Source organism: Corynebacterium sp. Marseille-Q2823 (genome assembly GCF_903645345.1).
In the GTDB taxonomy this organism is placed as follows: Bacteria; Actinomycetota; Actinomycetes; order Mycobacteriales; family Mycobacteriaceae; genus Corynebacterium; species Corynebacterium hiratae.
The window spans coordinates 353922-369026 of record NZ_CAHJXS010000002.1 but is presented as its reverse complement, the minus strand read 5'-3'; the positions used below and the strand labels follow the sequence as shown (position 1 = coordinate 369026).

General features: G+C 61.6%; 15 protein-coding genes. 14 read left to right on the top strand and 1 reads right to left on the bottom strand.

Annotated elements, in window-relative coordinates; translation table 11 throughout:
- Window position 1 precedes the first annotated feature (1 nt).
- The 14 genes from hisD to pyk all read left to right on the top strand — a co-directional run bounded on the left by hisD (window position 2) and on the right by pyk (window position 12494).
- Window positions 2-1351 (top strand): histidinol dehydrogenase, encoded by a 1350-nt coding sequence (hisD, locus tag HWX44_RS03670; protein WP_175973213.1) that lies wholly within the window; start codon window positions 2-4, stop codon window positions 1349-1351.
- Window positions 1352-1354: 3 nt separating this feature from the next.
- Window positions 1355-2458 (top strand): histidinol-phosphate transaminase, encoded by a 1104-nt coding sequence (locus HWX44_RS03665; RefSeq protein ID WP_175973212.1) that lies wholly within the window; start codon window positions 1355-1357, stop codon window positions 2456-2458.
- A 43-nt stretch (window positions 2459-2501) separates the two neighbouring features.
- Entirely contained in the window at window positions 2502-3134 is a 633-nt protein-coding gene (gene hisB, locus HWX44_RS03660; protein ID WP_049155321.1) for an imidazoleglycerol-phosphate dehydratase HisB, read from the top strand.
- A gap of 6 nt (window positions 3135-3140) precedes the next feature.
- The gene (locus tag HWX44_RS03655) at window positions 3141-3323 is read left to right on the top strand and encodes a hypothetical protein (protein WP_049155322.1); all 183 of its coding nucleotides are present in this window, start codon (window positions 3141-3143) and stop codon (window positions 3321-3323) included.
- 50 nt (window positions 3324-3373) lie between these two features.
- On the top strand, window positions 3374-4594 hold the full coding sequence (locus HWX44_RS03650) for an MFS transporter (protein ID WP_049155324.1): 1221 nt from the start codon (window positions 3374-3376) through the stop codon (window positions 4592-4594).
- A complete protein-coding gene (gene hisH, locus HWX44_RS03645) occupies window positions 4591-5226 on the top strand; it encodes an imidazole glycerol phosphate synthase subunit HisH (protein ID WP_070512539.1) in 636 nt (211 codons plus the stop codon). The genes HWX44_RS03650 and hisH overlap by 4 nt, the downstream gene beginning before the upstream one ends.
- Window positions 5227-5256: 30 nt before the next feature.
- A complete protein-coding gene (gene priA, locus HWX44_RS03640) occupies window positions 5257-6039 on the top strand; it encodes a bifunctional 1-(5-phosphoribosyl)-5-((5-phosphoribosylamino)methylideneamino)imidazole-4-carboxamide isomerase/phosphoribosylanthranilate isomerase PriA (RefSeq protein WP_175973210.1) in 783 nt (260 codons plus the stop codon).
- A 4-nt stretch (window positions 6040-6043) separates the two neighbouring features.
- Window positions 6044-6847: an inositol monophosphatase family protein gene (locus tag HWX44_RS03635; RefSeq protein ID WP_070512542.1), complete on the top strand. Its 804-nt coding sequence runs from the start codon at window positions 6044-6046 to the stop codon at window positions 6845-6847.
- 161 nt (window positions 6848-7008) lie between these two features.
- Window positions 7009-7773 carry an imidazole glycerol phosphate synthase subunit HisF gene (gene hisF / locus HWX44_RS03630; protein WP_070512547.1) on the top strand — a complete coding sequence of 255 codons (765 nt, stop codon included), beginning with the start codon at window positions 7009-7011 and terminating at the stop codon, window positions 7771-7773.
- Window positions 7770-8168 (top strand): phosphoribosyl-AMP cyclohydrolase, encoded by a 399-nt coding sequence (hisI, locus tag HWX44_RS03625; protein WP_070682077.1) that lies wholly within the window; start codon window positions 7770-7772, stop codon window positions 8166-8168. The genes hisF and hisI overlap by 4 nt, the downstream gene beginning before the upstream one ends.
- Entirely contained in the window at window positions 8161-8790 is a 630-nt protein-coding gene (locus tag HWX44_RS03620) for a TIGR02234 family membrane protein (protein ID WP_102233607.1), read from the top strand. The genes hisI and HWX44_RS03620 overlap by 8 nt, the downstream gene beginning before the upstream one ends.
- A gap of 192 nt (window positions 8791-8982) precedes the next feature.
- Window positions 8983-9810, top strand: a complete 828-nt coding sequence (locus tag HWX44_RS03615) for an indole-3-glycerol phosphate synthase TrpC (RefSeq protein WP_046648008.1) — start codon at window positions 8983-8985, stop codon at window positions 9808-9810.
- Between the two features lie 41 nt (window positions 9811-9851).
- On the top strand, window positions 9852-10772 hold the full coding sequence (gene lgt / locus HWX44_RS03610) for a prolipoprotein diacylglyceryl transferase (protein ID WP_175973208.1): 921 nt from the start codon (window positions 9852-9854) through the stop codon (window positions 10770-10772).
- 300 nt (window positions 10773-11072) lie between these two features.
- On the top strand, window positions 11073-12494 hold the full coding sequence (pyk, locus tag HWX44_RS03605; RefSeq protein WP_070512713.1) for a pyruvate kinase: 1422 nt from the start codon (window positions 11073-11075) through the stop codon (window positions 12492-12494).
- Between the two features lie 169 nt (window positions 12495-12663).
- Here pyk and HWX44_RS03600 read toward each other — a convergent pair whose 3' ends face one another.
- On the bottom strand, window positions 12664-15054 hold the full coding sequence (locus tag HWX44_RS03600; RefSeq protein WP_175973206.1) for a glycogen/starch/alpha-glucan phosphorylase: 2391 nt from the start codon (window positions 15052-15054) through the stop codon (window positions 12664-12666).
- Window positions 15055-15105: the final 51 nt, after the last annotated feature.

Sequence of the window (15105 nt, the reverse complement as noted above, 5' to 3'; positions counted from 1 at the left end):
CATGCTACGAACCATTGACCTGCGCGGAGAGACTCTCACCACCTCCCGCCTGCGCCGAGTATTGCCGCGAGGCGGAACCGATGTTTCCTCAGTCATGGACACTGTTATCCCCATGATGAACAAGGTGCGAGAAGGTGGTGTTGCAGCGGCCCTCGACTTCGGTGAGAAATTCGACGGGATCCGCCCCGCCACGGTGCGGGTCCCGCATGAGGAGCTCGAGAAGGCGGCCCAAGAACTGGCCCCTCAGGTCCGGGCAGCTATCGAAGAATCTATCGCCCGCGTGCGCGCCGTTCACGCGGACCAGAAGCCGGCCCCACACACGACAACGCTGGCGCCAGGTGCAACGGTTACCGAGGTTTTTCAACCCATCGAACGGGTAGGGCTTTACGTCCCAGGCGGCAAGGCGGTGTACCCATCCTCCGTCATTATGAATGCCGTCCCGGCCCAAGAAGCGGGCGCTGAAGCGATGGTCGTGGCTTCCCCGCCGCAGAAGGAATTCGGTGGCCTGCCGCACCCGACGGTGCTGGCCACCTGCCACATGCTCGGCGTGGACGATGTCTGGGCAGTCGGTGGTGGACAAGCCATCGCGCTTCTGGCCTACGGCGACGATGAACCCGCCACGGGGGAGGATGCTCTTGAACCCGTGGATATCATCACCGGTCCCGGCAATGTCTTTGTTGCTGCTGCTAAGCGCGCGGTGCAGGGAGTGGTGGGCATCGATGCGGAAGCCGGCCCCACCGAGATCGCTATCCTGGCCGACGAGACCGCCAACCCGGTCTACGTGGCCTATGACCTCATTTCCCAGGCGGAGCATGATCCGATGGCTGCCTCCGTGCTCATCACCGACTCGGAGGAGCTTGCTGCCGCCGTGAATGCGGAAGTAGCTCAGCGCTACACCGCCACCGCGAACGCCGAGCGCGCAGCTGAGGCTTTGCGCGGCGAACAGTCCGGCATCGTGTTGGTCGATAACCTCGAAGCGGGCATTGCTGTCGCGGACGCCTATGCCGCTGAGCACTTGGAGGTTCACACAAAGAATGCCCGGGCAGTAGCGGAGCGTATCCGCCACGCCGGTGCCATTTTCGTGGGTGATTATTCGCCGGTGCCGCTCGGTGATTACTCCGCTGGCTCCAACCACGTCTTGCCCACCTCGGGAACCGCGCGGTTTAGCGCTGGGCTGTCGACGCACACCTTCCTGCGCCCGGTCAACCTCATCGAGTATGACCGCGCAGCACTCGGGGAGGTGGCGGAGAATGTGATTGCCTTTGCCACCGCGGAGGCACTGCCTGCCCACGGTGAAGCAATTGCTGCACGATTCGCCGATGCCCCAGATACCCAGAAAGAAGAGGCTTAAGTAATGGCTGAGTTGAAGGATCTTCCCCTGCGCGAAGAATTGCGCGGTTCCAGCGCCTATGGAGCCCCGCAGTTGACGGTGACCAACCAGCTCAACACCAACGAGAACCCCTACCCGCCGTCGGAGGCGCTGGTCAAGGACATTGTGGCGGCCGTCGAAAAGCACGCCCGAGAGCTCAACCGCTATCCAGAGCGCGACGCCGTCGAACTGCGCACGGCGCTGGCGGGGTACGTCAGTGAGCAGACCGGCGTGAATGTCAGCGTGGACAACGTGTGGGCGGCCAATGGTTCCAACGAGGTGCTGCAGCAGCTGCTCCAAGCCTTCGGAGGGCCGGGGCGCAGCGCGCTGGGATTTACCCCGAGCTATTCCATGCACCCCATCCTGTGCGCGGGCACCCAAACCGAATTCATCTCCTGCCCGCGGAACGAGGATTTCCGCATTGCGGAAAAGGAAGCGCTGGAGGCCGTCGCCAAGCACCGCCCCGACGTTGTCTTCATCACCACCCCGAACAATCCCACCGGTGACGTCACCCCGATCGACCTAGTGGAGAAGATCGTGCAGGCCGCGCCGGGCATCGTCATCGTGGACGAGGCCTACATGGAGTTCTCGCCTTCACCTTCTGCCACCACGCTGCTGGCGAAATATCCGACCAAGCTCGTGGTCTCGCGCACGATGTCCAAGGCCTTCGACTTCGCCGGCGGACGCTTGGGCTACTTCGTGGCCGATCCGGCTTTCGTGGAGGCCGTCATGCTCGTCCGCCTGCCCTATCACCTCTCTGTCCTCTCCCAGATCGCGGCCACTGTGGCTCTGGCACACAAGGAGGAGACCTTGGGTACCGTGGCGAAGCTGTCGGCGGAGCGAGACCGGGTTGTCGCACGGCTCCAGGAGCTCGGGTACTACGTGGTGCTGAGCGAATCCAACTTCGTGTCCTTCGGACGCTTTGCCGATCAGCACGCGGTGTGGCAGGGGTTCCTGGACCGCGATGTTCTGATCCGAGATAACGGCGTACCGGGACTTCTGCGCGCCACGATTGGCCTGCCTGAAGAGAATGATGCCTTCCTTTCGGCCGCTGAAGACTTGGCAGATACAGTAGAGATGATTAACTGAGCCCCTCCTATGGGGCACGATTTGAAGGAGGAGCGTGGGGACGATGAGCGCTGATGAAGCTGCACGCCGCGATGGCGGCGACCGCATTGGCCGCGCCGAGCGCGTTACTGGGGAGACAAAGATCTCTGTAGAAATCAACCTCGATGGCACCGGCCAAGCGGATATTTCGACGGGGCTGCCGTTCTTTGATCACATGCTGAATGCTGTGTGCACCCACGGCTCCTTCGACCTTCGCGTCCACGCCGACGGCGATATCGACATCGATGCCCACCACACCGTCGAAGACACCGCGATTGTTCTCGGCCGTGCCTTCCTGGAAGCATTGGGGGACAAGTCCGGTATCCGCCGTTTCGGGTCCCAGCTGCTGCCCATGGATGAGGCGCTGGTGGAGGCCGTCGTCGACATTTCTGGGCGCCCCTACTTCGTGATGAATGGCGAACCGGAAAACATGGAGTGGCAGGTCATCGGCGGGCACTACGCCACGGTGATCAACCGTCACTTCTTCGAAACCTTTGCCACGCACTCGGCGACGACTCTGCATGTCAACGTGCGGTACGGCCGCGATCCGCACCACATCACGGAGGCTGAGTACAAGGCGGTGGCCCGCGCCCTGCGTCAGGCTACTGAGCGGGATCCTCGCGTGACCGGAGTTCCTTCGACGAAGGGAGCCCTCTAAGCCGTTATGAACTTGTTGGTTCTCATTCTCTTTCTGGTCACCGGTTTGCTCGTCGGCGGCGCGTGGGCGGCGTATCAGAATGGCTCGGTGCTGATGACCGTGGTCGCGGGTGCGCTCGCGGCGGTCTCCGCGATCGCGGCGCTGGCCTGGATGCTTGACATCTTCTCAGCGGGGGTGGCAGCGAAGTGACAGAAAAGACCCCTCAGAGCGTATGGAAGGTTGCTGGCTTTAAGGAAACCATGATCGCGGTGGTTTCCGCTTTTGGCGCTTGGTCGGTTTTGCTGCCCGTGGTGCCGCTGGCCGTGCTGGATTCCGGCGGTTCCGCGACATTGGCTGGTGCCACGACTGGCGTGTTCATGTTGGCCACGGTGCTTACCCAGATGGCGACGCCGATGCTGCTGCGCATCTTTGGCTATCGCCCGATCATGGCGGCCTCGGCACTGTTGCTGGGGCTGCCGGCGTTGGGGCACATGCTGGGCGACGCCGCCCCGATCGCACTGGGATTCTCCGCCCTGCGCGGCATCGGTTTCGGCGCTCTCACGGTGGCGGAGAACGCTCTCATCGCAGAAATTACGCCGCGGCGTTTGCTGGGCAAGGCCACCGGTATCTTCGGTTTGTTCATCGGTGCAGCCCAGATGGCGTTCTTGCCTTTGGGTCTCGCAGTGGCTTCAGCCTTTAACTACAACACGGTGTATCTCCTAGCCGCTGGCCTTGGCCTGCTGGGATTCTTTACCTGCATTTTGGTACCGCAAATCAAGGCAGCTCCAGTGGGGTTGCCGGACCCAACGGATACCACTCCGCGGGCACCAATGTGGAAGCTTGTGCTCGTCCCAGCGCTCGCTCTGACCAGTTTCTCCGTGAGCTACGGCGTCGCCTCCAATTTCATTTCCCCGGCGGTGCGCGAGCTGGATCCTGAGCGTGGCGCTGTCCTGGGTGGCCTCATGCTGTCCGTGATCGGTGGCGCGGCCATGATTTCACGCTATGTCGCCGGTGTCGTGGCGGACCGCGTGGGCCAGCCAGGCACGTTGATGATTCCAGCCCAGGCTTTCTCAGTCTTTGGTGTGGGTCTAATCGCCGCCGTGCTGTGGCAAGAATGGTCAGTATGGCTGCTCGTCTTCGGCACGGTCATCTATGGTGCGGGTTTCGGCATCGTCCAGAACGAGGCCTTGTTGTCGATGTTCGACCGTCTCCCTCGCGAGCGCCTGTCCGAAGGTTCTGCGGTGTGGAATATCTTCTACGACGGTGGAACTGGACTTGGTTCGACGGTTCTCGGCGCCGTCGTGGCTATGTCCGGATACGATGGCGCCTTCGCGGCTGGTGCCGCCATCATTGCGGTTGGCCTGCTCATGTCCGTGGCTGACCGCGCTTTGGGCAAGACCCGTGTGAGCGAGCTGAATGATATTCAGACTCGCCTGCGCATGATTAGAAGGCCGAGGAGGCCCGGAAAGGAGCCACGATGAGCTCATACGACGTAGTAGTCCTGGATTATGGTGCTGGCAATGTCCGGTCGGCAGTGCGCGCGCTGGAGCGGGTCGGCGCTACCGTGACGGTCACCGCGGACCCCAAGACAGCCGTGGAAGCCGATGGCCTCCTAGTCCCCGGCGTGGGCGCCTTCGCTGCCTGCATGGAGGGGCTGCGCGCCGCGCAGGGACCACGGATTATCGGCCAACGCTTGGCTGGCGGGCGCCCCGTCCTGGGAATCTGTGTGGGTATGCAGATTCTTTTTGAGTCAGGCACTGAACACGGCGTGCACACCGAAGGTTGCGGCGAGTGGCCCGGGGAGGTCACCCGCTTGCAGGCTCCCGTCCTCCCCCACATGGGATGGAACACCGTGGAGCTTCCCAGCGGTAGCTGCATGTTTGAAGGCGTGAGCGCGGATGACCGCTTCTATTTCGTGCACTCCTATGCCGCGCGCAGCTGGGAGCTCGAGACCGAGATTACTGAGCCACCGAAGGTGGCGTGGTCTGAGTATGGCGGTGACCGCTTTGTCGCCGCGGTAGAAAACGGTGCGTTGTGGGCCACGCAGTTCCATCCGGAGAAATCGGGTGATGTGGGCTCGCAGCTGCTAAAGAACTGGATTGGAACGCTTTAAAGAGCCCGCGTGAAAGGTAGACTACCCACCATGAGCTTTACACTGTTGCCCGCGGTTGACGTCGTTGATGGTCAGGCAGTACGCCTCGACCAAGGAGAAGCAGGAACCGAAAAGTCCTATGGATCGCCGCGGGAGGCCGCCCTCAAATGGCAGGCCCAAGGCGCGCAGTGGTTGCACGCGGTGGATTTGGACGCCGCCTTCGGTCGTGGCTCCAATCACGAGCTGCTCGCTGAAATTACGACGAGCGTGGACCTAGACGTGGAATTGACCGGAGGCATCCGGGACGACGATTCCTTGGCGCGCGCACTGGCCACTGGTGCCCGCCGCGTCAATATTGGAACCGCGGCGCTGGAAAACCCAGAATGGATTGCCAAGGTCCTCGCAGAGCATGGCGACCGCATTGCAGTGGACCTCGCCGTCCGGATGGTGGATGGTGAGTGGCGCACACGCGGTCACGGCTGGGTATCCGATGGCGGAGACCTCTGGGAGGTGCTCGAGCGCCTTGACGCAGCTGGCTGCACCCGTTTCGTGGTGACGGATGCGTCGAAGGATGGCACGCTCCAGGGGCCCAATATCGAGCTGCTGCGTGAGGTGGCGGCCGCCACGGACGCCAAGGTGACTGCTTCCGGCGGCATTTCCACTCTCGACGATCTGCGCGAGTTGGCTCTTTACGAGAACGAGGGGATCGATTCCGCCATCATCGGTAAAGCACTCTACGAAGAGCGCTTCACCTTGGAGGAGGCTCTTGCAGCCGTTGCGGAGGTTACCCCGCTGCCGGGAGAGGAATACATCGACCCGATCGAGGAGAAGTAGGCCTATGGCCCCGATGACAGGAACTTCAGCGTCGGATCCGCGCGAACTTGTTGCCTTTGCGGAAGCCGCGGTGGACCAGGTTGATGATCTCTTCCGCAGGGGCCTCGGCGCGGCACCCGCGCGTTTCAAAGGCGAAGGAGACTTTGCTACCGAGGTGGATCTGCTCATCGAACAGCAGTTGCGCCAGACATTGGGCCAGCTCACCGGCATTCCGGTGTTCGGTGAAGAGTCCGGTGGCAACTTGGAGGAGACGGTGTGGGTTGTGGATCCGGTAGACGGAACCGCGAACTACTCGGCTGGGAATCCGTGCTGCGGCATTCTTGTTTCGCTCCTGCACGATGCAAAGCCGGTCGTCGCCGTCGCCGACTTTCCATTGTTGAACCGCCGTGTTGTTGCGGCGCAAGGGATGCCGCTGCGTACGACCGGCGGCCCGGCGACCGGGTTCGGGGGAGGAGAGGAGGCTCTCGGATTCGACGAAGCGCGCGGACACGTGGGCTGCTCCTCGCACCTGCCCACGAGCCTATTCAACGACCTACGGGAGACCGGGTTGCGGCCCCGCATGACTGGGTCGGTGGGGCTGGACAACGCTTTTGTCGCTCAGGGCGTGTTCGACGGTGCAGTGAATTTCTCGCCGCACCCGTGGGATAACGCGGCGGGCGCGCTCATCATTAAGGCTGCCGGTGGCCGTGTGAGCGACCCCGAGGGCAATGAGTGGACTGCACACTCGAAGGGTTTCGTGGGCGGGACCCCGCAGGTGCATGCCACGATTTTGGAGGCCATTGCTCGAAATCCGCGTGGGGACCGCTAAATAGGCCCCGTCCCGGGGCTGAAACCGGTGCTCAGCACTGGCGCTGAATCCCAGACTTATTCTTTAACGTTTTACCGTTTTCCTACTATGTTCATCACCGTTCGGTGGTCCCGAGTGGACTGCTGTTTATCTCACCTTTAGCTATGAGGAGGATTGTCACCATGGCGCTTGCCGTGCGCGTGATCCCGTGTCTGGACGTTGATAATGGCCGCGTGGTCAAAGGCGTCAACTTTGAAAACCTGCGTGATGCCGGCGACCCAGTGGAGCTGGCCGCTCGCTATGGTCAGCTGGGCGCTGATGAGCTGACATTCTTGGATGTCTCCGCGTCCAAGGACGGCCGCGGCACCATGCTCGACGTCGTTCGCCGCACGGCGGATCAGGTGTTCATCCCACTAACCGTCGGCGGCGGCGTGCGGTCGGTGGAGGACGTTCGTGAGCTATTGCGGGCTGGTGCCGATAAGGTGTCCGTTAATTCTTCCGCCATTGCGCGCCCCGAGTTGTTGCGAGAGCTCGCGGATGTGTTTGGTTCTCAGTGCATCGTGTTGTCCGTCGATGCTCGCCGTGCGGCGGGCTTTCCCAGCAGATTTGAGGTCACCACGCATGGCGGCACACGCTCCGCGGGGATCGACGCTGTGGAATGGGCCAAGCGCGGCGAGGAATTGGGGGTCGGCGAGATTCTGCTGAACTCCATGGATGGTGACGGAACCAAGGCAGGCTTCGACCTCGAATTGATTGAGGCCGTGCGTGCAGCGGTTTCGGTGCCGATCATCGCCTCGGGTGGGGCCGGGAAGGCCGAGCACTTTCCACCGGCTATCGACGCTGGAGCGGATGCCGTGCTCGCGGCTAGTATCTTCCACTTCGGCGAGGTGGAGATTTCCGAGGTCAAGCAGGCATTAGCTGCTGCAGGAAAGGAGGTCCGTCAATGACAGAGGACAGCACTAACTCCGCCAGCACCACGAACGTCGGGGACTATGAGCTGAGCGACGACATTGCCCTGCAGCTCAAGCGCAATGAGGCGGGCCTAGTCCCGGCTATCGTGCAGTCGGAACGAGGTGAGGTACTCATGCTGGCGTGGATGGATGACCACGCGCTGGCTTACACGCTGGCGACGCGCCGCGGGACCTACTACTCACGCTCGCGTCAAGAGTATTGGATTAAAGGGCTGACGTCCGGCAATACCCAAGAGGTAGTGGGTGCGCGCCTAGATTGCGATGGTGACACCATTTTGCTCACCGTGCGTCAGCGCGGCGGGGCATGCCATACCGGCGACCGCACCTGTTTCGACGCTCGAAACCTCTTTGGGGAGGAAGATCATGGCTAAGCGCGGCGGACCCGTACTGATGTTGGTCGGCGCCATCTTGTTGTGGCTATCCTCCCGCATGACGTGGGTGAAGGCGGCGGTCGAAGACGATAAGGCCGGATCGAGCGTGGTGGAGCTATCCGGCTCCTTATGGTCCCTTGAGCTCATCGCGCTGAGCGTGGTGGTCCTGGCCGGTGGCGTGGCTGCCTTCGCTCTCGGGCGGACTGGCCGGCGCATCGTCTCCGTCATCACCGCCCTCGCCGCTGCGGCTGCGGGATGGCGTCCGGTGGCGCTGTTGACCGCCGGCCCCGAGGCGGAGCGTGCCCAGGAGCTTCTGCAAGGCGGGACCAACGATACCTCTGTGGATACGACGACTATTTCCGATTGGGCCGTCGTCCTCACCGCGGACGCGTCGACTGCGGGCCCAGTTCTCGCTCTCGTCGGCGCCGCCCTGGCGCTCTTTGGGGCGGTGCTGGTGGCGAGCAACCCGGGTGCCGATAAACCCCGCACAGCCAAATACGAAACCCCGGCGGTACGGCAGGAGCGCCTGCAGGAAGAACTCGAAACCTCCCAAGATTCCGGCCGCGTGATGTGGGACGCGCTGGATGCTGATATTGATCCCACAGATCCCCGCTCCTCCTAAACTCCCCGTTCCGCCTAAACACACGCGTCGCGACGGCGAGCGTAGTGACGGAGAGCCTGGTGAGAAAGGCCCTGTTGCGGGGAACGGGTGCCCCGGATTTCTAGTTAGAGGTGGGGGCGCGCTAGCCTAAATGTGATCTCGAACGCCCCTGTTTCTTTCTTTGAGTCTCCTTCGGGGAAGGGAGGTGGAATCATGCCTACCCCGATCGCCGTCGATCACCTCGTGGCCGGAGTGCTGGCTGATGTAGCCGCGCGGGAGGCCCGTGTCCCGTTCAAGGAAATTAAAGCAAGGTCCCGCGACATGGACGCTCCGCGCGATGCCGCGAAAGCTCTGCTGCGCCCGGGATGCTCTATCATCACCGAAATCAAGCGCGCCGTGCCCTATGGCGGTGAAATTGCCCACTTGGATAGCCCGAAGTCGGTGGCAGAACTGGCGCATAGCCTGGAGGAAGCAGGGGTTCATGTGATGGCCTGTCAGACAGATCGTCGCCGCTTCCACGGGTCACTCGAGGACATGCGGGTCGCCCGTGCAGCCGTCGACATACCGATGCTGTGCCGCGACACCATCGTTGATCCCTATCAGATTCATGAGGCGCGGTGCTATGGGGCAGACGCGATTCCCTTGCAGGTGGAGCTGCTCAGCCAAGCTCGCCTCGAGTCACTTCTCGATCGCGTGGAATCCCTCGGGATGACCGCCATCCTGGAAGTCCGCACCTGTGCCGAGGTGGATCGCGTTATCAAGGCAGGGGGAACTGTCGTGGCGATCAACGCGTGGTCATTGGCCTCCGATGCTATTAATCGGGAGGCCTTTTCTGCTATTTCGCCCGGTCTTCCTGAGAGCATCACTCGTATCGCGGTGGGCGGTGTTAATAGCCCGCGCAACGTGCTGTCTTATGCCTCGCAAGGTGCTGATGCCATCCTCGTTGGTGAGTCCATCATGGCTGCCCAGGACCCGATGACCTTGGCCCGTTCCTTGGTGGCCGCAGGCCAACATCCCGCGTGCCCTTCGCGCAGAAGCTAAGCGCGTTGTAGCGGCCGTCATTTTCAGGCACACTGTTTCCCGTGCAGATCTACAACCTCGCCAATATTCCTTCCCCGCCACAAGGCGTGTGGCATCTCGGCCCGGTCCCGATTCGTGCTTATGCCATGTGCATCATCGTCGGCATTCTCGTCGCGATGTGGATGACGCTGCGCCGTTATACCGCTCGCGGAGGCAACCCTGACGTGGTGTGGGATGCTGCCCTAGTGGTGATCCCGGCCGGCATCATTGGCGGGCGCCTCTATCACGTGATTACGGATTACGATAAGTACTTTTGCTCCACGTGTGATCCGATCGATGCAGTGAAAATCACCAACGGGGGGCTCGGTATATGGGGAGCGGTCGCGCTGGGCGCGGTGGCACTGTGGATCATGTTCAAGATTAAGGGTATTCCGTTGGGGCCCTTTGCTGATGCCGTCGCCCCAGGGCTTATCCTGGCCCAGGCCATCGGCCGCTTGGGCAATTGGTTTAACCAGGAACTGTATGGCCGTGAGACCACTGTCCCGTGGGCCCTCGACATCTACTACCGAGTTAATGAAAGCGGCGAGTATGCGCCCATCAGCGGCCGCTCGACTGGGGAAGTAGTGGCCTCTGTGCATCCGGCCTTTCTCTATGAGCTTGTGTGGAACGTGGCGGTATGTGTGTTCCTGCTTTGGGCGCATAAGGCGTTCAAGCTTGGCCATGGTCGTGTCTTCGCGCTGTATGTTGCGGGGTACACCGCGGGCCGCTTCGTCGTGGAAAACATGCGTGCGGACGATGCCACGCACATCTTCGGACTCCGGGTCAACGTCATCGTTTCCGTGGTCTGCTTTGTCGTGGCGCTCATCGTGTACTTCCGACTGCCGCGCGGGCAGGAGTCGCCGGAGGAAGTCGATCCCACCCGCGCCACGGAGACTGCGGTGGGCAGCGCTGCCGAGGGTAGCGCCGGTGAGTCTAAAGGGTGACGATGCGGGTAGTGCCCACCGGATATAGGCCCGGAGATTCTGTGGAGTAGCCGGGATCACACGTGGCTTTTGCGGTGCCTAACACGGCAACCTAAAGACCGGTGCGGCGGAACTGAAATGCCCGGATGCGCCCGGTTATTCCCGTTTGTAGCTGCAATACGGGTGTCGCGTTTTCCGCTTGGAATACCGGCGTTACGGGTCGAAAACCCGGCATGAGCTTCGTTCGTGGTGGCCGAGACCAGTAAACGGGGGTAGTTTAGGAACCGTTAGAAACTCCCGATGTGAATAAGGCACTCCATGTTGGATAGAAGAACCAAAATCGTTTGTACGTTGGGTCCTGCAGTCGCAAGCAAGGAAGGAATTCTTGGGCTTGTTGAAGCAGGCATGAACGTGGCGCGTCTGAACATGTCCCACGGCGAGCATGCGGACCACGAGGCGAACTACCGCTGGGTCCGCGAGGCCACCGATGAGACCGGCCACGCAGTCGGCGTCTTGGCGGACCTGCAAGGCCCGAAGATTCGCCTAGGCCGTTTCGTCAACGGTGAAGAGATGTGGAAGGACGGCGAAATCGTCCGCATCACCGTTGATGACGTCGAAGGCACACACGACCGCGTGTCCACCACCTACAAGAACCTGGCACAGGACGCGAAGCCGGGTGACCGCCTGCTGATCGACGATGGCAAGGTCGCCGTCGTGTGCAAGGAAGTCGACGGCAACGACGTTGTCTGCGAGGTTACCGAGGGCGGACCGGTCTCGAATAACAAGGGCGTGTCCCTGCCGGGAATGGACATTTCTGTTCCGGCGCTGTCGGAAAAGGACATCGCAGATCTTCGCTTCGCCTTGAAGCTCGGCGTAGACATGGTCGCCTTGTCCTTCGTGCGCTCCCCGGCTGACGTGGACAAGGTCCACGAGATCATGGATGAGGAAGGCCGCCGCGTTCCGGTCATCGCCAAGCTCGAGAAGCCGGAGGCAGTCGACGCCCTCGAGTCCATCGTCCTAGCCTTCGATGCGATCATGATCGCCCGCGGTGACCTCGGCGTCGAGGTTCCGCTGGAACAGGTTCCGCTGTTCCAGAAGCGCGCTATCCAGATCGCTCGTGAGAATGCCAAGCCGGTGATCGTGGCAACGCAGATGCTCGATTCCATGATCTCCAACCTGCGCCCGACTCGTGCGGAGGCCTCCGACGTTGCCAACGCAGTGCTCGATGGCGCCGATGCGGTCATGCTCTCCGGTGAGACCTCCGTCGGCATCGACCCCCACAATGTTGTGCGCACGATGTCCCGGATCGTGATGAATGCTGAGCAGGGCGGCCAGGTTCCTCCGCTGACGCACGTCCCGCGCACCAAGCGTGGTGTTGTGTCTTACTCCGCACGCGATATTGCTGAGCGCCTTAACGCGAAGGCTATCGTGGCCTTTACGACGTCCGGTGATACCGCTAAGCGTGTGGCTCGACTGCACTCCCCGTTGCCGCTCTTGGCCTTTACCCCGCACCCGGCGGTGCGCTCGCAGCTGGCCTTGACGTGGGGCGCGGAGACCTTCTTGAGTGACGCGGTTGAGTCCACCGATGACATGATGGCCGCCATCGATGGGGCGCTGCTGGGAATGGATAAGTACAAGGAGGGCGATATGATCATCGTCATCGCCGGTACCCCTCCTGGAATCTCCGGTAACACGAATATGATTCAGGTCCACGAACTGGGTCAGACCCTGCGCGATAAGTAATACTGTCGCAGATAAGCAGACAGCGCCGCCTCACCCCGGTTGCTTCCTTACCCACTAAGTGGGAAGGAGGAACGGTGGTGAGGCGGCGCTTTGTCTGTGAGGAAAGCCCGTCGAGGGTTAATAGGCAACAGTGCGTCTATTAACCCCTTTTTTGTCTAGACGTTTTTGTCTAGACGTTGGAAATGGGGGTCGGAGCCAGCTTCCACACCTCGTTGGCATAGTCAGCGATGGTGCGGTCGGAAGAGAAGCGGCCAGAGTAGCAGATGTTGAGCCAAGCCTTCTTGGCCCATGCCATCTCGTCAGCGTCATAGTCGGCAGCCATGCGGTCACGGGTCTCGCGGTAGTCTGCGAAATCTCCGAGGACGTAGTAGGTGTCCTGAGCGTGCTCACCAAAGCCATCGAGCAGTGAGGAGCGCAGATCCCCAAACATCCCGGCATTTTCAGAGCCCAACGTGCCATCGGTAAAGGCATCGAGGACGCGGGACAGGCCCGGAACAGTGTTGTAGAGCTCGCCCGGGTTGTACTCGGCGCGAAGCTGCGGGATCTCCTCGTTGCGGGCGCCGAAGATGTAGGCATTCTCTTCGCCCACTGCCTCGACGATCTCGACGTTGGCGCCATCCATCGTGCCCAGGGTCAGTGCACCGTTCATCATGAACTTCATGTTGGAGGTGCCGGAGGCTTCCTTGCCGGCCACGGAGATCTGCTCGGAGACATCGGCGGCAGGGATGATGTGCTCGGCAGGGGAGACGTTGTAGTTCTCCACAAAGACCACGTTGAGCACGTCCTTAGTGGCCGGGTCGTTGTTGACCAAGTCACCGATGGTGTTGATGAGCTTGATGATGGCCTTTGCGCGAACGTAGCCCGGGGCGGCCTTCGCGCCGAAAATGAAGGTGCGCTTCGGAACGGTTTCGCCGTCGACCTTGATACGGAAGTACAGGTCCAGAATGTACAGAGCGTTCATCAGCTGGCGCTTGTACTCGTGCAGGCGCTTGATCTGGACGTCGAAGATCGAATCCGGATCCACCGTGGCGCCTTGGTGTGCTTCGATCCATGCGGCAAAGTCCTGCTTGTTAGCGCGCTTGATGTTGATGAGCTGGCGCAGCACCTTCTCGTCCTCGGCCAAGGAATCCAGTTTGGCCAGCTCAGTCAGATCGGTGACCCAGGCATCGGAACCAGCCTGCTCAGTGAGCAGGTCGGACAGGCGCGGGTTGCACATGCGCAGCCAGCGGCGCGGGGTGACGCCGTTGGTCTTGTTGTTGAACTTCTCCGGCCACAGTTCGTACCACTCAGACAGCGTGTCTGCCTTGATGATCTCGGTGTGCAGCGCCGCCACGCCGTTGATGGAGTAAGCGGCGTAGCAAGCAATCCATGCCATGTGGACGTGACCGTCGGACACCGGGGCCATGTAATCGATGCGGCCCTGGTCGAGGCCACGCTGGGCCATGTCCTCGCGGAAACGGCGGTCAATCTCTTCCACGAGCTCCCAGATGCGCCAGAAGAGCTTCTGGAAGATGGAGATCTCCCAGCTTTCCAGGGCCTCTGCCAGCACCGTGTGGTTGGTGTAGGCAAAGGTCTCGGTGACGACCTTCCATGCCTCGTCCCAGCCCATTCCGTGTTCGTCGAGAAGCAGGCGGAGCAACTCTGGAATGGCCAGCACGGGGTGGGTGTCATTGAGCTGGATGCAGTTGTACTCAGCGAAGCCGGTGAGGTCCTCGCCGTGGTGCTCGATGTAGTTGTCGATCATCTGCTGCAGCGAAGCCGATACGAAGAAGTACTGCTGACGAACGCGCAGAACCTTGCCCTCGTAGGTGGTGTCGTTGGGGTAGAGCACGCGGCAGATGTCCATGACGCGCTCGCGCTCCACGATGGCCTCGGTGAAGCGCTGCGAGTTGAAGGCGTCGTAATCGAACTCATCGATGGGTTCGGACTTCCACAAGCGCAGCGTGCCCACGTTGTCGGTTCCATAGCCGGTAATCGGCATGTCATAGGGGATAGCGCGGACATCCATGTCATCGAAATGGACCAGGCGCTGCTCGGAGGTGCGGCGAATGATGAAGTCATAGCCATTCTCCATCCACGCATCCGGCTCTTCGCGCTGGAAGCCGTTGTCAAAGGACTGACGGAACAGGCCGTAGCGGTAGAGCAGACCGTAGCCGGTGACGGGGAAGTCTTGGGTGACAGCGGAGTCGAGGAAGCAGGCAGCCAGGCGGCCCAAACCGCCGTTTCCTAGCGCGGCATCGTGCTCGGCCTCGAGGACATCGACCAATTCGTGGCCGGTGGCCTGGGTGGCGGCGCGGGCCTCGTCGACGAGGCCGATGTTGGTGAGGTTGTTGAGCAGGGCTCGACCCTGCAGGAATTCAGCCGAGAAGTAGTGCTGCTGGCGGGTGGCGGCGTAGGCGCTGCGGGTGGCTTCCCAGTTGTCCGCAATCTGCTCCATTACCGAGGAGGACAGGCCGGACCAGAACTTGCGGTTGGTGGCAGCGGTGGGGGAGACGCCGGCGGCGGCGCGGACGTGTCCGGGAACTGCGGTCTGAAAATCGGAGTGCTGGGGTTGACTCATGAGAATCCTTCACCTTAGGCATAAAAAATGCGGAAAAATACCAACTCCCAA